18 protein-coding genes are annotated in these 21,223 nt (G+C 67.6%); 2 read left to right on the forward strand and 16 right to left on the reverse strand.

From position 1 onward, the window contains the following. Positions 1-21: 21 nt before the first annotated feature. The 15 genes from QP512_RS16255 to QP512_RS16325 all read right to left on the reverse strand — a co-directional run bounded on the left by QP512_RS16255 (position 22) and on the right by QP512_RS16325 (position 16,753). Complete coding sequence (locus QP512_RS16255; RefSeq protein WP_286069673.1) at positions 22-327, reverse strand: HigA family addiction module antitoxin; 306 nt, start codon at positions 325-327, stop codon at positions 22-24. A gap of 11 nt (positions 328-338) precedes the next feature. Continuing rightward, entirely contained in the window at positions 339-617 is a 279-nt protein-coding gene (locus tag QP512_RS16260) for a type II toxin-antitoxin system RelE/ParE family toxin (RefSeq protein WP_032962148.1), read from the reverse strand. A gap of 272 nt (positions 618-889) precedes the next feature. Next, a complete protein-coding gene (gene tkt / locus QP512_RS16265) occupies positions 890-2,887 on the reverse strand; it encodes a transketolase (RefSeq protein WP_286069674.1) in 1,998 nt (665 codons plus the stop codon). Between the two features lie 215 nt (positions 2,888-3,102). Further along, the gene (locus QP512_RS16270) at positions 3,103-4,422 is read right to left on the reverse strand and encodes a dicarboxylate/amino acid:cation symporter (protein ID WP_286069676.1); all 1,320 of its coding nucleotides are present in this window, start codon (positions 4,420-4,422) and stop codon (positions 3,103-3,105) included. 57 nt (positions 4,423-4,479) lie between these two features. Continuing rightward, positions 4,480-6,195: a BatD family protein gene (locus QP512_RS16275; protein WP_286069678.1), complete on the reverse strand. Its 1,716-nt coding sequence runs from the start codon at positions 6,193-6,195 to the stop codon at positions 4,480-4,482. Beyond that, entirely contained in the window at positions 6,192-8,030 is a 1,839-nt protein-coding gene (locus QP512_RS16280) for a VWA domain-containing protein (protein ID WP_286069679.1), read from the reverse strand. Before QP512_RS16280 ends, QP512_RS16275 begins: the two co-directional genes overlap by 4 nt. Then, the gene (locus QP512_RS16285; protein ID WP_286069680.1) at positions 8,027-9,031 is read right to left on the reverse strand and encodes a VWA domain-containing protein; all 1,005 of its coding nucleotides are present in this window, start codon (positions 9,029-9,031) and stop codon (positions 8,027-8,029) included. The genes QP512_RS16280 and QP512_RS16285 overlap by 4 nt, the downstream gene beginning before the upstream one ends. Next, positions 9,028-9,477 carry a DUF4381 family protein gene (locus tag QP512_RS16290; protein ID WP_286069681.1) on the reverse strand — a complete coding sequence of 150 codons (450 nt, stop codon included), beginning with the start codon at positions 9,475-9,477 and terminating at the stop codon, positions 9,028-9,030. The genes QP512_RS16285 and QP512_RS16290 overlap by 4 nt, the downstream gene beginning before the upstream one ends. Then, the gene (locus tag QP512_RS16295; protein ID WP_286069682.1) at positions 9,474-10,403 is read right to left on the reverse strand and encodes a DUF58 domain-containing protein; all 930 of its coding nucleotides are present in this window, start codon (positions 10,401-10,403) and stop codon (positions 9,474-9,476) included. Before QP512_RS16295 ends, QP512_RS16290 begins: the two co-directional genes overlap by 4 nt. A gap of 8 nt (positions 10,404-10,411) precedes the next feature. Continuing rightward, the gene (locus QP512_RS16300) at positions 10,412-11,437 is read right to left on the reverse strand and encodes a MoxR family ATPase (protein WP_286069684.1); all 1,026 of its coding nucleotides are present in this window, start codon (positions 11,435-11,437) and stop codon (positions 10,412-10,414) included. A 177-nt stretch (positions 11,438-11,614) separates the two neighbouring features. Further along, on the reverse strand, positions 11,615-13,585 hold the full coding sequence (locus tag QP512_RS16305) for a type IV pilus secretin PilQ family protein (RefSeq protein WP_286069685.1): 1,971 nt from the start codon (positions 13,583-13,585) through the stop codon (positions 11,615-11,617). Positions 13,586-13,606: 21 nt separating this feature from the next. Continuing rightward, entirely contained in the window at positions 13,607-14,140 is a 534-nt protein-coding gene (locus tag QP512_RS16310; RefSeq protein ID WP_286069686.1) for a pilus assembly protein PilP, read from the reverse strand. Then, positions 14,137-14,793 (reverse strand): type 4a pilus biogenesis protein PilO, encoded by a 657-nt coding sequence (pilO, locus tag QP512_RS16315; RefSeq protein ID WP_286069687.1) that lies wholly within the window; start codon positions 14,791-14,793, stop codon positions 14,137-14,139. Before pilO ends, QP512_RS16310 begins: the two co-directional genes overlap by 4 nt. After that, entirely contained in the window at positions 14,790-15,695 is a 906-nt protein-coding gene (locus tag QP512_RS16320) for a PilN domain-containing protein (protein WP_286069688.1), read from the reverse strand. The genes pilO and QP512_RS16320 overlap by 4 nt, the downstream gene beginning before the upstream one ends. Then, on the reverse strand, positions 15,695-16,753 hold the full coding sequence (locus QP512_RS16325; RefSeq protein ID WP_005410860.1) for a pilus assembly protein PilM: 1,059 nt from the start codon (positions 16,751-16,753) through the stop codon (positions 15,695-15,697). Before QP512_RS16325 ends, QP512_RS16320 begins: the two co-directional genes overlap by 1 nt. Before the next feature lie 219 nt (positions 16,754-16,972). Between QP512_RS16325 and QP512_RS16330 the strand changes: the two genes are divergently transcribed. Together QP512_RS16330 and QP512_RS16335 are read left to right on the forward strand one after the other, a co-directional pair. Next, positions 16,973-19,396 carry a penicillin-binding protein 1A gene (locus QP512_RS16330; protein ID WP_286069690.1) on the forward strand — a complete coding sequence of 808 codons (2,424 nt, stop codon included), beginning with the start codon at positions 16,973-16,975 and terminating at the stop codon, positions 19,394-19,396. 243 nt (positions 19,397-19,639) lie between these two features. Beyond that, on the forward strand, positions 19,640-20,284 hold the full coding sequence (locus QP512_RS16335) for a hypothetical protein (protein WP_049432633.1): 645 nt from the start codon (positions 19,640-19,642) through the stop codon (positions 20,282-20,284). Between the two features lie 130 nt (positions 20,285-20,414). Here the strand turns inward: QP512_RS16335 and QP512_RS16340 are convergent, their stop codons facing one another. Then, positions 20,415-21,164, reverse strand: coding sequence for a hypothetical protein (locus tag QP512_RS16340; RefSeq protein ID WP_286069691.1), 750 nt, complete (start codon positions 21,162-21,164; stop codon positions 20,415-20,417). Between the last annotated feature and the right edge of the window lie 59 nt (positions 21,165-21,223).

A 21,223-nucleotide genomic window follows, 5' to 3' on the forward strand; every position in this document is an offset into this window, starting at 1 on the left:
TCATCCACGCATGGCGTGGATCTACCGCTCCATCCTCACTGCATCCTCAAGGTACAGGCGGGCAATGGGTGGATGCGCTCGATGCTCGACTTGCCACAGATCGTATGCCGCCTGCATCGCCAGCCACATGCGGGCATTGCCCAGACCCGCAAGCTCGAGGCGGAATGCCAGCTCCGCGGAGATGCCGGCGTGCCCGTTGATGATGGTCGACAGCTGTCCGCGGGAATAGCCAAGATGCTGCGCCAGCGCACTGATCGACATGCTGATCGCCGGCAGGATGTCTTCGCGCAGCGATTCTCCGGGGTGCGGCGGATCATGCAACGGCATCGAACGGCCTCCTAGTGGTAATCAAGGTAATCGACCAGTTCGACGTCCAGCCCGCGAAAGCGGAACACCAATCGCCAACTCGCCGAGACACTTACAGCCCAGTAGCCGCTGTAGCTTCCGCGCAGGGGGTGCAGGCGATTTCCGGGCAGCCCCATGTCTCCAGGCAGCCGGGCTTGATCCAACTGCAGAAGCAAACGCCGCAACCGAGCCACATGATCGGCACGAACTCCTGAAATATCGCCCCGCTCATAGAGCGCTTTCAGACCCTTATGCCTGAAGCTGACGATCATGCAGCATCAGTGTAAGGCAACACCTTACACTCCGCAAATCCAGTACAGGTTTCTACGCCGCGCTTCTTGACCATTTTTACTATAGAGGGTGCCTCGGCAGACTCTCCTTTTCGCAAGGAACGCAGGTCAGATGAAGAGGCCAACGCGACAGCGCCGCCGCCGGGCGGAACATGCCGTCCCCTTTCCTCGTCCACACATGGCGTGGATCTACCCAGGAAAACGAGAAAGGCCGGCTTGCGCCGGCCTTTCCCTTTTCTGCTTTGCGATGCTGCTTACAGCGCCTTGGCCGCTTCCACCACGTGGGCGGTGGTGATGCCGAAGTGCTTGTACAGCTGGTCGGCCGGGGCCGAAGCACCGAAGGTGTCGATGCCGATCACCGCGCCGTCCAGGCCGACGAACTGGCGCCAGAAACCGGTCACGCCGGCTTCCACCGCCACGCGCTTGCGCACGGCGTTGGGCAGCACCGATTCACGGTAGGCCGCATCCTGGCGCAGGAACACGTCGGTGGACGGCATCGAGACCACGCGGGTCTTGAGGCCGGCCGCATCCAGCTGGGCCTTGGCTTCGGTGGCCAGCGAGACTTCCGAACCGGTGGCGATCAGGATCACGTCCGGGGTACCGGCGGCATCGGCCAGCACATAGCCACCGCGCTCGATCTGGGCGATCTGCTCGGCGTTGCGCGGCTGGTGCGGCAGGTTCTGGCGGCTGAACACCAGGCAGCTCGGGCCGTCCTGGCGGGTGATCGCGGCCTTCCAGCTCACTGCCGATTCAACGGCGTCGCACGGGCGCCACACGTCGTTGTTCGGGATGTAGCGCAGCGAGGCCAGGTGCTCCACCGGCTGGTGGGTCGGGCCGTCTTCGCCCAGGCCGATCGAGTCGTGGGTGTAGACGTGGATGGCATGGGCCGGGATCAGCGCGCTCATGCGCACGCCGTTGCGGGCGTAGTCGCTGAACACCAGGAAGGTGGCGTCGAACGGAATGAAGCCACCGTGCAGGGCCAGGCCGTTGGCAATGGCGGTCATGCCGAACTCGCGCACGCCGTAGTACACGTAGTTGGCGTTGGCGTCGTCGCTGGCGACCGACGTGCTGCCCTTCCAGAGCGTCAGGTTGGAGTGCGCCAGGTCAGCCGAGCCGCCGACGATTTCCGGCAGCAGCGGGGCGTAGGCTTCGATGGCCAGCTGCGAGGCCTTGCGCGAGGCGATCGTCGGGCCTTCAGCGGCCACCTGGGCGATGTAGGCATCGGCCTTGGCCACGAAGTCGGCCGGCAGTTCGCCGTGCGAGCGACGGGTCAGTTCGGCCGCTTCGGCCGGGTACTGGCTGGCGTACTTGTCGAACAGCTGTTCCCACTCGGCCTGGCGCAGGGTGCCGGCGCCATTGGCGCGCCAGCCGTCGTAGATCGCCTGCGGGATCTCGAACGGACCGTATTCCCAGCCCAGCTGCTTGCGGGTGGCTTCCAGCTCGTCCTTGCCCAGCGGCGCGCCGTGGCTGGATTCCTTGCCCGCCTTGTTCGGCGAACCAAAACCAATGGTGGTGCGGCAGCAGATCAGGGTCGGCTTGTCGCTCTGCGACAGCGCGGCCTCGATGCCGGCCTTGATGCTTTCCGGATCATGGCCGTCGACGTCGCGGACCACGTTCCAGCCATAGGCTTCGAAACGCTCCGGGGTGTTGTCGGTGAACCAGCCCTCGACATTGCCGTCGATGGAGATGTGGTTGTTGTCCCAGAAGCAGACCAGCTTGTGCAGGCCCCAGGTGCCGGCCAGCGACGCGGCTTCATGCGACACGCCTTCCATCAGGCAGCCATCGCCCATGAACACCCAGGTGCGGTGGTCGACCACTTCCAGCTCCGGGCGGTTGAAGCGCTGTGCCAGCAGCTTCTCGGCCAGGGCGAAGCCCACGGCATTGGCGAAACCCTGGCCCAGCGGGCCGGTGGTGGTTTCCACGCCCGGGGTCTCGTGGCGTTCCGGGTGGCCGGCGGTGTGGCTGCCCAGCTGGCGGAACAGCTTCAGCTGCTCGATCGGCAGGTCGTAACCGCTCAGGTGCAGCAGCGCGTACTGCAGCATCGAACCGTGGCCGTTGGACAGCACGAAACGGTCGCGGTTGAACCAGTGCGGATTGCTCGGGTTATGGCGGAGGTAGTCGTTCCAGAGGACTTCGGCGATGTCGGCCATGCCCATGGGCATGCCGGGGTGGCCGGACTTTGCGGTTTCAACCGCATCGGCGGCAAGGAAGCGGATGGCGTTGGCCAACTGGCGACGGGTAGGCTGCGTCATGGTTCTGTCGGAATCGGGAGGCGGCCGCGGACGTGCGGGCGGCCTATTGTCCCATAGTCGCCGGGCGGGGGGTCAGCCCACTCTGCCCGGTCGTGGCGGCCGCTGGACGGCAACGTGAGGATTTCCGCTCGATGCCGCATGTGAAAAGGGGTCGGAGCCCATTCCGTGCGGAATGGGATCCGACCCCGATCGGGTCGCCAGCAGTGGCGCCCGGCTCAGTCCTGGTGCGGTGCCAGCGCCGGGCCGTCGTGCGGCTCGCCCTTGGCCACCAGGGTGGTCAGGGCCAGGTCGCCGGTCACGTTCAGTGCGGTACGGCACATGTCCAGGAAGTGGTTCACGCCCAGGATCAGGCCGATGCCCAGCGGGTTCACGCCCACCATGGCGCAGATCATCGCCACCACCGGCAGCGAGCCGGATGGCACGCCAGCGGTACCGATGCCACCGAGGATGCAGACCGCCATCACCATGAACTGCTGGCCGATGCTCAGGTCCACGCCGAAGAACTGGGCCAGGAAGATCACCGTCACGCCCTCGAACAGCGCGGTGCCGTTCTGGTTGGCGGTGGCGCCCACGGTCAGCACGAAGCGCGACACGCGCTGCGGCAGGCCCATCTGGTCGGCCACGCGCAACGCGGTCGGCAGGGTCGCGTTGCTGGAGGCGGTGGAGAACGCCATCACCGTCGCTTCCTGGGTATCGCGGAAGAACGACAGCGGCGAACGGCCGGACAGCCACACGGCGGTGCCGTAGGTCACGATCATGTGCAGGCCCAGCGCCAGCACCACCACGCCCACGTAGGCACCGAGGCGGATGATCAGCTCGAAGCCGAACAGTGCGGCCAGGTTGAACATGAAGCAGGCCACCGCGTACGGGGCCAGGCGGATGACCAGGTTGATCAGGGTCATCGAGATTTCGAACACGCCTTCGATGGCGCGACGCAGCGGGGCGACCTTCTCGTTGTCGGTCAGCACCATGCCGATACCGAACATCAGCGCGAAGAACATCAGCGACAGGATCGCGCCGTTGTCCGACGCCGCCTGCAGCACGTTGCTCGGTACGATCGACAGCAGCATGTCCATGCCCTTCGGCGTGCCATGGATGCCAGCCACGATCTCCTTGCTGCGCTCGGCGTTCTCCGACAGCATCAGCGCCGCGGTCTGCGGGTCGACGCCCGCGCCGGGCTTGAGCACGTTCACCAGCACCAGGCCGATGCCCACGGCGATGCCGGACAGCAGCACGGTGTAGGCCAGGGTCTTCCAGCCGATGCGGCCGAGGGCGCGGATGTCGCCCATCTCCGACACGCCCATGATCAGCGCCGAGAAGATCAGCGGCACGATCAGCATGAAGATCAGGTTGAGGAACAGGCCCGACGCCGGGGTGGTGACGTAGTCCATGACCCACTTGGCACCGGCCTGCAGACCATCGACGCTGCCGCCCAGGGCGTGCACGATCAGTCCCAGGACCAGGCCGATCGCAAAGCCGATGCCCATCTTCCAATGCAGGGGCAACTTCTTCTTGTCGGCAGCAGCTGCTGTCATACGCGGGTTTCCTCGAAAAATGAATGCACTCTAACAAAGCGCGCAAGCGACGCCGGTTCAGGTTCGCCGCGGTGGATACAGCGGCGCCAGGCCAGTGTCGGCGGGGCCGGCAGCTGCCGACCAGTGCGGTCCGTCACGGAAGACCTCGCGCAGACGCGAACGCAGCGATGCCAGATCGCCCTGCCCGCCCCAGCGGGCCTGCTGCAGGTCCTGCAGCACCTGGCGCTGGGCCGGGTCATCCAACCGCGCGATGACCTGCTCGATGCGCTCAACACCGGCCATCGCGCACAACTGCGCTTCTACCTGATCGAAGCCTTCGCCATCCAGTGCGCGGCGCAGGTCGGCCAGGCCGGCACGTCCGCTCGCCACAGTCGGCACAGCCGGCGTGCCTGCCACCGGCGCAGTTTCACGGGGGCGGCGGCCACGCTGCCAGCCCCACAGCAGGGTCAGCAGCCACAGCATCGCCAGGCCGATGGTGGCGCCCATCCATGGCCACGGACGCTCGGCCAGGCCGCTGGCGCGCGGATCGGTGGCCGCGATACGGCTGTCCTGGCCATCGCCCCCCGGCAGCGCGGCATCGGTGTCGATCGGCGGCAGCGGCGCAGGTGAAGCACTGCCGCCGCCATTACCGGCTGCGACGGCGAGTGTCAGGTCCGGCAGCTTCGCTTCCTGTGGCTTGCCCGCACGAACATCCCACCACGGCAGGCGCGGCCCCGGCACCACCAGCGAACCCGGCTGGCGCGGCACGATCGAATAACGGCGGGTGATCTTCAGCCGCGGCGTGCTGCCGTTGAAGGTCTCTTCGTACTGCGCCGGTTCGGCGAACACCTGTGCGGCGCTGCCGACGTCGGGCACCGGCAGGTCGGTGAACTGCGCGCGGGTCGCCCCTTCGGCAATCGCTTCGACCACCACATTGGCCGCTTCGCCCGTACGGGCGCTGGTCGGTGCACTGGTGTAGCGCAGCTGCAGGCCCTGCAACGGCAGCCACGGCTGCGGCGCCTGTGCCGGCTGTGCCTGTACCTGCAACGTGCGGTCGGCGCCGGTGGCATTCATCCGCCCGTCGCCGCCGCCAAAGAAGTCGTCGAAGAAGCCACCGGCACTGCGCCCACTGAAACGCGCACCGGCCAGCCGAAGTGCACCGCTGCGCTCAGGAATCAGCAGGAAGCGCCGCTCGACCACGTTGTAGCGGCGGCCATTGACCTGCCGCACGTCGGTGCGGTCATCACCCACCCGCTGCAACGACGCACCGGCCGGGGTATCCAGCACCAGTTCACCCGACGCCAGCTGCGATGCGAAGTACAGCCGTACCACCACGCCCACGCTCTGCTGCACATAGGGCGTCTCATCGTCGACAACGGTCTCGATGAAGGCCATCGCATTGCTGTCAGGGCCGGCGACGGCAGCGGCGTCCACCTGCAGGGTCAGCGGCGCGGTGCGCACACTGCCGACCTGCAGGCCAGGCACCACCAGCGCGCCGCTGCGTCGCGGCGTCAGCGCTACGCCATACAGATTGCGCTGCTGCATGCTGCCGTTGCTCCACTCCACCTGGCGGCTGCTGGTCTGCCCGCTGAGGTCGAAGTCGGTGCGCAGCGGCGTGAAGTCCGGCGCGCCCTGGTCGCTCTCGACATTGAGGGTGACCGTATCGCCCATCGCGATGCGGTCGCGGTCGAGCCAGGCGCGCGGTTGCGCCCAGGCCAGCAATGGCAGCCACAACAGCAGTGTTGCCAGCACCCGCCGTGGCCAGTGCCCGTGCATGTTGATCGCCCGCGTCATCGCCCTTCCCTCTTCCTGCGTTCGTTTTCCAGCTGGAACTTGGCCCGCAGCAACGCACCCGGATCATCCGGCACACGTCGCATCCAGGCCTCCACGGCCTGTTGTTCTTCGCGCTGGCGCGGTGTGCGGCCGTCACCGGCCGGCACTGGCTTGCCGTCCTTGTCCGCTTCGCCTTCGCGCGCCTGCTGCATCGCCTGCTGCATGCGCTGGCGCTGCTGCTCATCGGCCTGCGCCTGGGCCTTGGCATCCTCGACCTGCGGCGGCGCCTGCTGGCCATCGCGGCTGCGTTCGCCAGACTGCGGCTTCGATTGCGTGCTGTCGTCACCCGGCTTGGGCTGGCCCTGCTGACCCGGCGAAGGCTGGCCCTGCCCGGGGTCTCTCTGGCCCTGCTGCGGCTGCTGGCCTTGCGGATTCTGCTGGCCCTGCGGATCGTTCTGCTGCTTCTGCTGCCCGTTCTGCGGTGGCTTCTGCTGATCCTGGCCTTTGCCACCCGGGGGCTTGCGCTTGCGCGCGGCATCGACCACCGCACGATTGGCAACCGCATCGGCCATGCCGGGATGCAGCGCGAGTGCGCGATCGTAAGCGGCGATCGCGTCGTCGTAGTTGCCCTGGCGCGCCAGCGTGTTGGCGAGGTTATACCAACCGGCATCGCTGTCGATGCCTTCGAACTGCCTGCGCGCGGTGGCGAAGTGGCCGTTACGGTAGGCCTGCACGCCTTCGGCCAAACGCTGGTGCTGTACCTGGTCGGCACGCTTCCACAGCGAGCCCTGCACCGGCGGCGAGGCGGGCGCCGCAGGCATCTGCGCGTGCACGTCACTCATCCACGGCAGCAGGCCCACCGCCAGCAGCGCCGCCAGCACCGCGCGGCGTCGGAAGGCCAGCAGCGCCAGCAGCATCACCGGTGGCAGCAGCCAGAACCCTTCATCGCGCCACTGCTTGCCCTCGCCGGGCCGCTGCGCGGCGCTGCCTTCGCGCGCATCAAGCACGCCCAGCGCGCGCAGGTCACTGTCATCGGCGGCGATGCGCACATAGCGGCCGCCGCCTGCGGTGGCCACCGCGCGCAGGCTGCCTTCATCCAGCGCGGCCTGGCGGATCTGCCCACTGCCATCACGGTAGGCCGCGCCCGCGGGCGTGCCCAGGCCCAGTACCGACACCTGCAGGCCAAGACCGCGCGCCTGCGCTGCAGCCAGCGCAGCTTCGCCATCGGTTTGATCGGTGACCAGCAGGATCTGTCCCTGCGGTGCAGCGATCTGCCGCATCAGCCGCGTGGCCCAGTCGATGCCACGGTCGGCACGCTGGCCGTCACGCGGCATCACATCCGGCGACAAGGCATCCAGATACAGCGCAACGTTGCTGCCGTCATCGGTCAACGGCGCCACGGTGTAGGCATCTTCGGCGTACACCACCAGACCGACCTGCCCGCCCTTGCGTGCGCGCAGGAGCTCACCGACCTTGGCCCGTGCCTGCAGCAGGCGCGACGGTGGCAGGTCGGTGGCAGTGATGCGGCTGGACAGATCCAGCACCACCAGCAGCGGTGCGCTGGGCTGGAACATCGGTTGTGCCTGCTGCCGCCAGCTCGGTCCGGCCATGGCCAGTGATGCCAGCGTCCAGCCCAGCACAATCGCCCACGGCAGTCGCACGCGACGGCGCACACCGGCCGCCAGCAGATGCGGCAACAGGTGTGCATCCACCGCCTGACGCCACGCGTCGCTGCGCCGCTGCCGGTACAACGCCACGGCGACGATCACCGGCAACGCCAGCAGTGCCCACAGCCACTCCGGGCGCAGGAAGTGCAGCGCGTTCCAGTCGGGAAGATTCGAAGCGAGGGCGATCATCGGCGACGCTCCGGCCACAGCCAGGCCAACGCACCCAGCAACACTGCCAGCCCCAGTGGCCACGCATAACGTTCCTCGCGCGGGCGCAGGCTCGGCCCCTTCGCCGCGATCGGCTCCAGCCGGTCCAGTTCGGCATAGATGCCGGCCAGTTGCGCGGTATCGCGTGCACGGAAGAACTGGCCGCCGGTCAAGCTGGCAATCTTCTTCAGCGTGGCCTCGTCGACCGGGTCCTGGTCGGCGGAAATGGGAATGCCGAGGAAGCGCATGCTGCCATCGCCACCAAACGCGACCGTGTGGATGCGTACGCCCTCGGCCTGCGCGACTTCGGCCGCGCGCAGCGGCTCCAGCACACCCGCGTTGCTCACACCATCGGTGAGCAGGATCAACACGCGCTGGCCTTCGGGTTGGCTGCGCAGGCGCTTCACCGCCAGACCGATGGCGTCACCGATGGCGGTCTCGCGGCCGGCCAGGCCAACCACGCTGTCGCGCAGCTGGTCGCGCACGCTGGCCAGATCGGCGGTGATCGGCGTGAGCGTGTAGGCGCGATCACCGAAGATCAGCAGGCCGATTCGATCCCCCACACGGCGGTCGAGGAAATCGGCCAGCACCGCCTTGGCGGCGGTGAGTCGATCGACCGCCTGCCCACCCAGCACCATGTCGCCCTCGCCCATGCTGCCGGACACGTCCATCGCCAGCATCATCTGCCGGCCCTGCTGCGGTGGAGTGATGGCTTCACCCAGCTGCTGCGGGCGCGCGAGCGCGATGCACAGCGCACACCACGCCAGCCACAGCAGCACCGTGCGCAGCCACGACACGTCCACCCGGCCACCACCGGACAACGCTTCCAGCTCGCTGGCGGCATACGGCACGCGCAATGCCGCACCCGCATCGGCGCGACGCTTCCACCAGCGCATCAGCAGCGGCAGCGGTAACGCCAGCAGGGCCAGCGGCCACGCCAGCTGCAGGTCCGGCCACGGCCAGTAACTTGCCAGCAGGTTCATCGGCGGCGCTCCAGCAGCATCGCCAGGTAGCGCTCGCGGGCCCAGCAGCGCACGGCCGCCACTTCGCTGGCGTCCACGCGGGGGCGATAGGCGCCTTCGGCCAACAGGCTGCGCCGCGCATCGGGCAACGTGCCCTTCGGATCCACACGCTGCCACCACGCAGCGTCGCGCAGGGATTCACTGCCCGGCTGCGCCTGCCGCGCGGCGCGGCGCAGCAGGCCGGCGATCACCGCCAGTTCCGCGGTGGCATCGGTGGTGGTGGCCAGTTCCTGGTCGAATGCCTGCAACCAACGCTGGCGACGGCGGCGGCGCTGCCATCCGATGACAGCGAGCACCAGCACCACCAGCAGCACCACGCCGCCGATCATCAGATAGCCGGGTGCCGGTGGCCACCACGACGGTGCCGGCGGCAGCTGCACATCGCGCAGCGGCAGGGTGGCACTCATGCCGGCACCTCGGTCGGTGACGCTGCCAGCCACGCGTCGCTGGGCGCATCGGTGGACAGCACCTGCACGTCGACACGGCGTGCACCGAGCTGGCGGCGCAGTGCCTGCAGCGGTTCGACAAAGTGCGCCTGCCAGTGCGCCTGCACGTCGCTGCGGCGCAGGTCGAGGCCGATGCGCTGCTGCGCGGCCTGGAACTGCAGGGCCGCCGAGGGCGGCTGCAGTTCGAGCGGATCGACGAGCAGCACCAGGCTGAGGTCATGGTGCTGGGCCAGCGCGCTCCAGCGCACCGGCGGAATCCGCGCCGCCTGCTGCGGATCGGCCAGCACCAGCATGCGCGCCCCGGGACGCAGCACGCGGGCGGCATGGTCCAGCGCGCGCTCCAGGCCGAGATCGTCGGCGGGCGGCTGCGCGTACCAGCGGGTGAGCGCGTCGAGCACGCGCAGTACGCCGCGCGGACCACCCGCCGGTGCGATCGGTGCCTCGCGATCACTGCCACGCAACGCGCCCACACGATCGCCGCGACGCTGCGCCGACCACGCGGCGACGGCGCCGGCGCGTGCGGCCTGTACCGACTTGAAGCGCACGCGGGTGCCGAAGTACAGCGCCGGCGAGGTGTCGGCCACGATCAGGCTGACCCGCTCGCGCTCGGCCTGGAACAGCTTGGTATGGGCACGGCCGGTGCGCGCGGTCACGCGCCAGTCGATATGGCGCGCGTCGTCACCGGCCACGTACTCGCGCGACTCGGCATATTCCATGCCACGGCCACGCAATGGCGATGGCGCCTGCCCAGCGTTGCCGGCGCGGCCACGGCGCGGCGGCGGCGGACGTTGCGCCAGGCGGCGCAGGGCGACCAGTTCGGACAGCTGTGGGCGCAGCCCGTCGCCATCGCTGACGGTGGACGCCGGTTCCAGGGACGGATCGGTCATGCGCAGGCTCAGGGTGCCGGCACCCGGGCCAGCAGCTCCTGCACCAGGCGCTCGCCGTCCCAGCCCTCGGCGGTGGCTTCGTAGCTGGGCAGCACGCGATGGCGCAGCACGTCGGCGGCCACCGCGCGCACATCATCTGGGGTGACGAAGTCGCGGCCAGCCAGCCAGGCCCGCGCGCGCGCGCAGCGTTCCAGTGCGATGGAACCGCGCGGGCTGGCACCCCACGCGATGCGGCGGCCGAGGCCGGCGTCGTAGCGCGACGGGTCGCGCGAGGCCAGCACCAGTTCGACCAGATAGCGTTCCAGTGCCGGTGCCATGTGCAGGTCCAGCACCTCGCGGCGCGCATCGAACACATCCTGCATCGGCATCTTTTCCGGTGCGGGTGCGGCCTCGCCCAACGCGCCGCGGGCGCGCTCGCGGGCCAGGCGCAGGATCTCCGATTCGGCCGCCTGGTCCGGGTAGCCGATGCGCACGTGCATCAGGAAACGGTCCAGCTGCGCCTCCGGCAGCGGGAAGGTACCTTCCTGCTCGATCGGGTTCTGCGTGGCCATCACCAGGAACAGCGGCGGCAATGCGTAAGTGTGTCGGCCAACGGTGACCTGGCGCTCGCCCATCGCTTCCAGCAGCGCCGACTGCACCTTGGCCGGCGCACGGTTGATTTCATCGGCCAGCAGGATCGGATGGAAGATCGGGCCGGGTACGAACTCGAAGCGGCCTTCCTGCGGGCGCCAGATCTCGGTGCCGGTCAGGTCGGCCGGCAGCAGGTCGGGGGTAAACTGTACGCGCGCGAACTCCGCTTCCAGGCGGGAGGCCAGCGCGCGGATGGCCGTGGTCTTGGCCAGGCCCGGGGCGCCCTCCACCAGCAGATGCCCGTCGGCCAGCAATGCGATCAACAGGCGTTCGACCAAGGCCGCCTGGCCGACGATTTCGGCCGACAGCGCGTCGCGCAACTGGTTGAAGGCGCCATGCAGGCGGGAGGTGGCCGGCGCGGGCGGCGGCGAGACGTTTTCGGGCATCGGCGGTGGCAGGTTCATGGGGGCCTTTGACCGGCGCAGGACGGCACGGGTTCCCGACATCATCGCAGGGTGCCTTGCGATTGGCATCAAGGACGGCTGAACGGCTATTCCATCCACGCATGGCGTGGATCTACCTGCATGAACGAAGAAGGGCCGCACATGGCGGCCCTCCTTCGTGTTGCAGGTGGCGTTGGCTCAGTTCTGCTTGGCCACGCGCAGCACCTTCGGGGTGACGAACACCAGCAGCTCGGCCTTGTCCTTGCTGCGGCCACGCTTCTTGAACAGGTTGCCCAGGAACGGGACGTCGCCCAGGAACGGAACCTTGCTGATGCTGTTGCGGTCGGTGAACTCGTACACACCACCGATGACCACGGTCTGCCCGTCTTCGACCAGCACCGCGGTATTCACTTCGCGGCGGTTGATCGACGGCACGGTGCCGTAGCCTTCCAGCTGGATCAGCCGATCCACTTCGTCCTTCTTCACCTGCATGTTGAGGAACACGCGGTTGTCGTTGGTGATGGTCGGGGTGACCTTCAGCTCCAGCACCACTTCCTTGAACTGCACGTTCGGCGTAGCGACACCGCCCGCACCGGCACTGATGGTCACATAGCCGATTTCCTTGCCCTGCTTGATCAGGGCTTCGCGCTGGTTGGTGGTCACCACGCGCGGGTTGGAGATCACTTCACCACGCGACTCTTCCTGCATGGCCGACAACTCCACGTCCAGCAGGTAGCCGGCATTGAGGATCGACAGCGCCAGCGAGCCCGCCGGGTTGGTGGACGCCGCCGGCATGGCCCAGTTCAGGCCACGGGTGATCGCCGAGCCGACCGGGACCGGCGCCGGGCCCGTGCTGCCACCGGCTACCCAGTCGCGATACGCCTTGGCATTGGTCGCATTGGCTTCGACCTGCGACTTGCGGGTCGCCTCATTGGCCTCCAGGTTGCCGCTGAAATACGCGTTGTCGCGGCTGCCGCTGATGCCGAACCGCGCACCCAGCTCACGTGCGAACGTATCGGTGGCGATGACGATGCGGCTCTCGATCAGCACCTGGTCGACCGGGCGGTCGATCACGTTGATCAGCTCGCGCATGCGCGCGATCTTCTTCGGAATGTCGCTGATCATCAGCGTGTTGGTGCGCTCATCGGCGACGATGCGGCCACGGCCGGACAGGAAGCCACTTTCCTCCTGCGATGAGCCACCACCACCCCCGCCACCTGCACCGCCAGCGCCACCACCACCGATGCCCTTGGCTTCGGTCAGCGCTTTGAAGATCTGGGTCGCGCTGTGGTAGTTGATCTGGACGTAATCGGTCACCAGGTCTTCGCGGTTCTCGATGGCGATGCGCGCGTCTTCCTTCTCCTGCTCGAACTTGGCCAGTTCGGCCTGCGGCCCGACCCAGATCACGCTGCCGTCGCGTCGCTTGTCCAGGCCCTTGGCACGCAGCACGATGTCCAGTGCCTGGTCCCACGGCACATTGACCAGGCGCAGGGTCACATTGCCCTGCACCGAATCGGAGGCGACCACGTTGAGGTTGGACTCTTCGGCGATCAACTGCAGCACGGTGCGCACCGGCACGTCCTGGAAGTTGAAGGTCACCGGCTTGCCGGTGAAGCCGCGCTGGCCGACGGCCTTGGCCGCCTGGGTGACGCTGCCGGCAGTGACTGCACCGACGGCGGCCGGTGCCTGCCGCGGACTGATCTCGACCACGTACTCGTTGCCGCTCTGGTAGGCCAGCGACTCCACGGCACCGCCGGTGCTCAGCACCAGCTGGGTGCCGGCACCGGACGGCTTGGCGTCGATGCGCTGCACCGGCGTGGCGAAGTCGACCACGTTCAACGGCTTCTGCAGGTTGGCCGGCAGGCGGGCGTTGCCGACGTCCACCACCACGCTGTTGCCCTGCGTGCGCAGGTCCGGCATCGCGCCCTGGCCATCAAACTGCACGATCAGGCGGCCTGCACCATCATCGCCGCGCTTGAAATCGATCTTGGCCACCGACAGGCCGGCGGGTGCCGCGGCCGGTGCGACGGTGGTGCCCACCGGCTTCTCCGCCGGTGCGGCGGCCAGCGCCGGAGCGCAGGCCAGCATCAGCGCGACTCCCAGCGCGCTGACACGGTTCAAGGTAGAGCGCCGGATGGGACGCAGCCCCTTGGCTTGGTGAAAGGTCATCGTGCTATCCCCAGTAAACGATCATTGATCTTCAAGCGAGAGCGTTGCCGGCCGTTCCAGCCAGCCACCCGCGCCATCCGGCACCAGTTCGATCAGCTCCACACGGTCTTCGAAGACCGCGGTGACCCGCCCGTCGCTCTGCCCCAGGTAACCGCCCGGGCGCACCCGGTAGGTCACCTTGTCCGGCCCCATCACCAGCGCCACGGTGCCGGCGCCGGTACCGATGGTACCGACCATGTCCAGCGCATCCAGCGGGAAGCCCTCCAGGGGCTCCTTGCGCCGGTTCGGATCCGGCCGCAAGCCGCCATTCCCCTGCGGATTGGTCCAGGCATCGGTGAACGGATCACGCAGGCCCTGCGCGGAGTACTCGAAGGTCTCGAACTGCTGCATCACAGGCAACGGCTCCAGCGGCTGCGCCGGCCGGGCACGTTCGCCCTCCACCCACTTCTCGAGATTCGGCGCGTCGCCCGGCGTGCTGGTCACGCCACGCCCACAGGCGGCCAGCAGCAACACCGCAGCAACCATTGCGCAACGTGCAAAGAAGGAACGGATCACTTGCTGCCCTCCTTGCCGGCTTCAGCCTTCTGCTGTTCCTGCACCTCGGTTTCGTCGAGATAGCGATAGGTCTTGACCGTACCGGAGAGCTCCAGCGCACCGGCGCGCACGCTGCCGCCGGTCTTGTCCGCTGGCTTCAGGTTGATGTCGTGCATGGTCAGGATCACCACGCGCGGCAACGAGGCCACGCCACTGACGAACGCGCCGAACTGGTGGTAGCTGCCCACCATCTTCAGCTTGATCGGCTTCTCGGCGTAGAACTCCTTGACCTGCTCCTGTTCCGGTTCGAACAGCTGGCTGGTCAGGCCGCTGGACAGCGCGGTCTGCGAGATGTCGATGATCAGGTCGGGCATTTCGGTCTTGCTGGGCAGCTGCCGAAGCATCTGCTGCAGTACCTGCTCCATCTGTGCCAGCTGCTGCTTCAGCGGCCCCAGGTTCACCGCGCGTTCCTGCTGCTTGGAGAACTCGGCGCGCAGCTCGGTTTCCTTCGATTCCAGGCCGGCCAGCTCTTCGCGCTTGCCGCTGATCAGCAGCATCCACGCAACGAACATGATGACCAGGGCCAGCAACGAGCAGAAGACGATCTTGGCCTTCTGCGGCCAGTTGCCGATGTCGTTGAAATCCAGGTTCTTCAGATCGATTTTCTGGCTCATGCGCGATCCCCCTGCAGCGGGGCATGGAGGGCCTGCGGCGGCTGCGCCAGGCGGCTGCCCTCAGGTCTCGGAGCGGGCTTGGCAGCCGGTGCGGCCGGTGCCGCCGGCTGGTTCGGCTTGGCCGGGGCAGCCGCCGGAGGGGCCGCTGCCGGTGCTGCCGGCGTCGGTGCCGCCGGGGTCGCTGCCGGGCCAGCGGCTTGAGCCGCCGGTACGGCAGGCGTGGCGGCATCCGGGCCAGCGGCAAGCGGTGCCACCGGCGCCGGTGGGGCCGTCGCAACCGAGCCATCGGCATTGAGGCCTGGCGTGCCGGCCACTTCCTCGCTCTGTGCCGGCAGCTTCACCTTCACCACGAACACATACGGCAGCGCCTTGGTGTCGGCCAGCGGGCCGGCCTTGCCGTCCTTGTCCTTCTCCGGGTCACGCGCTTCGATGATCGACAGCTCCGGGTTGGTCATCCAGCCGGACGTCTCCAGATTGCGCATGTAGGCCGAAACGCGGGCATTGGACTGGGTGCGGCCTTCCAGGGTCAGCACGTCACCTTCCTGCTTCAGCGCAGTCAGCACCACACCGTCGGGAATCGTGCGCACCAATGCGTCGAACAGGTGAACCATCTGCGAGCGCTTGGCCTGCAGTTCCTCGATCACCTTCTTGCGGGCCAGCAGGCGGTCCTTCTGCGCATCGAGGCGGTCGATCTCCTTGTTCTGTTCCTTGACCTTCTCGATCTCGGCTTCCAGATAGGTGTTGCGGTCCATCTGGCCGCTCACCTGCCGGTCGTAGTAGAACCAGATCAGCAGCGACAGCAGCAGGCCACCGATGGCGGCCATGCCCAGCATTGCGTAGAACTCGCGCTGGCGTTGCTTGCGCCGCTCGGCGCGCCAGGGCAATAGATTGATGCGTGCCATCAGTCAAAGCTCCTCAGCGCCAGACCGGTGGCGATCATCAGCGCGGGGGCATCCTGGGCCAGCGCATGGGCGTTCACCTTCGGGCCCAGGGTCATCTGTGCCAGCGGGTTGGCGACCACGGTCGGCACGCCCAGCTGTTCTTCGACCATCTCCGGCAGCCCCCCCAGCACGGCGCAGCCGCCGGCCAGCACGATGTGGTCGACGCGGTTGAATTCGCTGCCGGCATAGAAAAACTGCAGCAGGCGGCTGATCTGCTGGACCGTCGCCTCCTTGAACGGCTCCAGCACTTCCATCTCGTAGCTTTCCGGCAACCCGCCCTGGCGCTTGGCCAGGCCGGCCTCTTCGTAGCTCAGGCCGTAGCGGCGCATGATCTCGTCGGTCAGCTGCTTGCCACCGAACACCTGTTCGCGGCTGTACAGGCTGCGGCCACCGCGCAGGACATTGAGGGTGGTCATGGTGGCGCCGATGTCGACCAGCGCGACCACGCCGTCGATGGATACCGGCAGCTCGCTGGCGACCAGGGCGTAGGCGTTCTCGACCGCGAAGGCCTCCACGTCCATCACCTTGGCCTGCAGGCCACCCAGCTCCAGCGCGGACTGGCGCAGTTCCACGTTCTCCGAACGCGACGCGGCCAGCAGCACCTGGACCATCTCCGGGTTGTTCGGGATCGCCCCGATCACCTCGAAGTCCAGGTTCACTTCCTCGATCGGGTACGGAATGTAGTTGACCGCTTCCAGCTCGATCTGGGCTTCCATGTCGTTCTCGTCGAGCTCGGCCGGCATCGGGATCACCTTGGTGATCACCGCCGACCCGGCGACGGCGGCAGCGGCCAGCTTGGCCTTGCTGCCTGAACGGTTCATCGCACGGCGGATGGCCTCACCCACGGCCTCCACTTCCACGATGTTCTTCTCCACCACCGCATTCGGCGGAAGAGGTTCCACAGCGTAGTGTTCCACACGGAAACGATTGCCGCTGCGGGACAGCTGCAAAAGCTTTACCGCAGTCGAACTGATGTCGACGCCTACAAGCGGCGACTGACTTTTTGGGATGAGCCCCACGGTTTCTCCCCTGCCGACGGGCACTTGGACGCAAGACCTGCGTCCGAGCATTAATAACGTATTCTTAGCAAATGGCAACGGCCCTGCTGTGAAGTTCCTCACGGATTCACGATGCAGCCCCTGACTGTTCCCCTTGCGCTCCCCGGTGCCGACCCCAGCCGCCACCTTGCGTAATCTATACTCTGCGACCACGAAATTCGCAATCGGAATCTGAACCCGATGACTCGACTCCGCCGCTGGCTGCGCTGGATCTTCCTGATTGTCCTGGTCCTGGCGCTGATCGGCGCGGCCGCCGTGGGCGGTCTGTACTACGCTGTGTCCTCCAAGCTTCCCGACGTGCAGACCCTGCGCGACGTGGAAATGCAGGAGCCGATGTACGTCTATGCTGCCGACGGCAAGCTGATGGCGGTGTTCGGCGAGACCCGACGCACCCCGATCACCATGAAGGACGTGCCGGAGAAGCTGAAGCAGGCGTTCCTGGCCACCGAGGACGCCCGTTTCTACGAGCATGGCGGCGTGGACTACATGGGCATCGGCCGTGCGGTGTGGCTGCTGGCCACCACCAGCGACAAGCGCGTGCCGGGTGGCTCCACCATCACCCAGCAGGTGGCCCGCCAGTTCTTCCTCAGTTCCGAGTACAGCTACACCCGCAAGCTGGCCGAGATCCTGCTGGCGCGGAAGATCGAGTCCGAGCTGAGCAAGGATGAGATCTTCGAGCTGTACCTGAACAAGAGCTTCTTCGGCAACCGCGCCTACGGCGTGGCCGCCGCCGCCGAGTTCTATTACGGCAAGAAGCTGAACGAGCTGGACCTGGATGAAATGGCTTCGCTGGCCGGTATCCCCAAGTTCCCCTCGTCGGGCAACCCGATCTCCAACCCGGAACGTGCCCGCCAGCGCCGCGACAACTACGTGCTGCAGCGCATGGCCGACCTGAAGTTCGTCAGCCAGGCCGAGGCCGACGCGGCCAAGGCCGTGCCGATGCACGCCACCGCGCATGAGCCGCCGGTGCAGGTCGATGCCCCGTACGTGGCCGAGCTGGTGCGCCAGGAAATGATCGCCCGCTTCGGCGGTGACGTGGTCAACAAGGGTTACCACGTCACCACCACCATCGACTCCACCCTGCAGACCGCCGCCAACCAGTCGGTGCGCGACGGCCTGCTGCTGTACGACCACCGCCACGGCTGGCACGGCGTGGAGAAGCAGGTGCAGGTGGGCCCCGGTGAAGACGCCGCCGCCCTGGCCGAGCACCTGCGCGGCATGTTCGGCCAAGCCGGCCTGCTGCCCGCGATCGTCGCCAGCACCGGCGCCGATGGCAGCGCCACCGTGGTGCTGGCCAACCGCACCGAGATCGTGCTGCCGGCCGGTGCCGCCAAGTGGACCAACAAGACCCCGGGCAAGCTGGTGCAGCGCGGTGACATCGTGCGCGTGCGGGCCGGTGCCAAGGAAGGTGAGTGGCTGCTGGACCAGATCCCGCGCGGCCAGTCCGCGCTGGTCTCGCTGGATGCCCACAGCGGCGCGCTGAAGGCGCTGGTCGGTGGCTTCAGCTTCTCCGGCAACAAGTTCAACCGCGCCACCCAGGCCCGTCGCCAGCCGGGTTCGAGCTTCAAGCCGTTCGTCTACGCGGCCGCCTTCGACAAGGGCTACAACCCGGCCTCGATCGTGCTCGACGCCCCGGTCGTGTTCCGCGACCGCCGCGGCAAGACCTGGGCACCTCAGAACGACGGCGGCGGCTTCCGCGGCCCCATGCGCCTGCGTGAAGCGCTGGTGCAGTCGCGCAACCTGGTCTCGGTGCGCCTGCTGGACGGCATGGGCGTGGACTACGCGCGCAAGTACATCAGCGAGTTTGGCTTTGCCGAATCGGAACTGCCGCCGAACCTGTCGATGTCGCTGGGTACCGCGTCGCTCACCCCGCTGTCGGTGGCCCGCGGCTACGCCGTGTTCGCCAATGGCGGCTCGCGCGTGGACACCTGGCTGATCGACCAGGTGAACGACCGCGACGGCAACCTGGTATTCAAGGAAAACCCGGCGCTGGCCTGCCGCGAGTGCGCCGGCAGCAGCGACCAGCCGGTCAACCAGGTGGTGGACGGCTTCAACTTCGGCGCCCCGGCCCCGAAGGTGGACCCGGCCGCTGCGGCCAAGGCCGAAGCCAAGACCGAAACCCCGGCCGCGCCGGCCAACCCGGACGCCCGCACCGCCCCGCGCGCGATCGACGCCCGCACCGCCTACCAGCTGGTGTCGATGATGCGCGACGTCGTGCAGCGCGGTACCGGCGTGCAGGCCAAGGTACTTGGCCGCGAGGACGTGGGTGGCAAGACCGGCTCCACCAACGACCACCGCGATGCCTGGTTCTCCGGCTTCGGTGGCCCGTACGTGACCACCGTGTGGGTGGGCCGCGACGACTTCCGCTCGCTGGGCTACCGCGAATACGGCGGCAAGGCCGCCCTGCCGATCTGGATCGACTACATGCGCACCGCGCTGAAGGACACCCCGATCGCGCAGAACGATCCGCCCAGCGGCATGGTCCAGGCCACCCTCAACGGCGCGACCGAGTGGGTGAAGGTGGAAGACATGGACCGCCTGACCGACTACGACCTGAACCTCAATACGCCGCAGGCCGACGCCGCCGCGTTCGATATCTTCTAAGAGGCAGGTGGGGCGGGTGCCAACCTTGGTTGGCCCCGCCTTTGCAGAGCCGAGCCCATGCTCGGCTGCTCTACCGCGGGGCCCGGAGCCGAGCGGCTCGGCTCCACAGGATCAACGGCCTGCCCTGCCCCGGTAGCGGCCAACCTTGGTCGGCACCTGCCAGAGCAGCAACATTGGTCATACCCACGCCGATGTCACATCCGTGCGCTAGTCTGTAGCCAGGTCGCAACAGGGAGTCATCGCATGCACCGCGCCCGTCAGCATGCTGCCAGCCAGACCCGCGAGCGGCGCCACCGCCTCGCCCACGAAGCCGCCCGCCTGATGGCCGAAGGCGGCATCCGCGACTACCACCAGGCCAAGTTGAAGGCCGCCAGCCGGCTCGGCATCCACGACGATGCCTCCCTGCCCCGCAACACCGAGATCGAAGACGCCCTGCGCGAGTACCAGCGGCTGTTCTCCGGGCCCCAGCACGGCAACGAACTGCAGCGTCGTCGCGAGGCTGCAATGCGTGCGCTGGAGTTCCTGCACGGCTTCTCCCCGCGCCTGGCCGGCCCGGTGCTGGACGGCACCGCCGACGCCAACAGCCCCGTGCAGCTGCACCTGCACAGCGACGACCCGGAGGCCGTGCATCGCTTCCTGGACGAGCATGGCATTCCTGCAGAATCGCGGGTACGCCGCCTGCGCATGGACCGCGAGCGCAGCCTGGACGTGCCGGTGTGGGTGTTCAGTGCCGAGGAACTGACCTTCGACCTGGCCGTACTGCCGTACGACGCCCTGCGCCAGGCACCGTTGTCGCCGGTGGATGAGAAGCCGATGCGGCGCGCGTCTGTCGCGCAGTTGCGGCAGGTGCTGGCGGAAGCGGAGATCACCGCGTACATCGGCGGATGACGACGGCCGCGCCGGCCTTTGGCCGGCGAGCGCAGCGGCACCTTCCCTGGGTGGGTGCGAACCGTTGGTCCGCATTGTGCTTCAGATGGTGCGGATGCCTGGCCGAAGAGCAGCCGAGCCTGGCTCGGCGCTACAGTGGCAATCCGGTGCCGCGCAGCGGCTCGGGGTCACTCATCCATTCGGCCAGCCAGGGTGCAGCGGCACGCTTCGGATACTCGTCCATCATCTGCGCGTGCATGGTCTGCAGGTCATTCAACAACCACGCCTGGTGATAGATATCGCTGAACGAATCAGACCAGCCGCTCTTCACCCGCTGGCGATCGCTGCTTTCCAGGCTCGGCACCAGATCGTGGGGCCCATCCAGAATGGTCTGCAGCGCGCGGTTGATGCCGGCGTTCTCCTCGGCCGCCTCACGCAGGGAGGCGATGTGGTCCACCACACGCGTGCAGCGATAGGGCGCACAGCCGCCCGTGGTCTCGATGTAGTCGGCGATGTCCGCCAGCAGGTTGGCCTTCAACCGCCACGCCACTTCGCTTTCCATCGCCTGCCGTACCCGCATGGTTCTCCGCGTGCTGGCACGGATCTCCTCCGCGGTGACATACGGTTGCCCGGGCGTGTTGCTGCCATGACGCACCAGCACGATGCGGTGAATCGCTTCCTTGCCGATGCCCTCCACCCGCAACGCGGCCGCCTGCGGGTGGATGCGCGGCGGAGGCACATTGGTGAACCGCCAGTAGTACCAGAGCAGCATGACCACACCGGACAGGCACAGCAGACTGGCCAGCATCCAGCCGTTCAGGTGCCGGGTGTAGTAGTAGTACCGCGCACGCCACAGATAGAAGCTGCGGTAGCTCATGAATCGACGTACCCAACCGTACATTGCCATCTCCTCGGCCAGTGCCCCGGCGCGGCGGGGCTCGTTACGCGCACCACGCCGGG

The organism is Stenotrophomonas sp. 57 (assembly GCF_030291075.1).
GTDB lineage: Bacteria > Pseudomonadota > Gammaproteobacteria > Xanthomonadales > Xanthomonadaceae > Stenotrophomonas.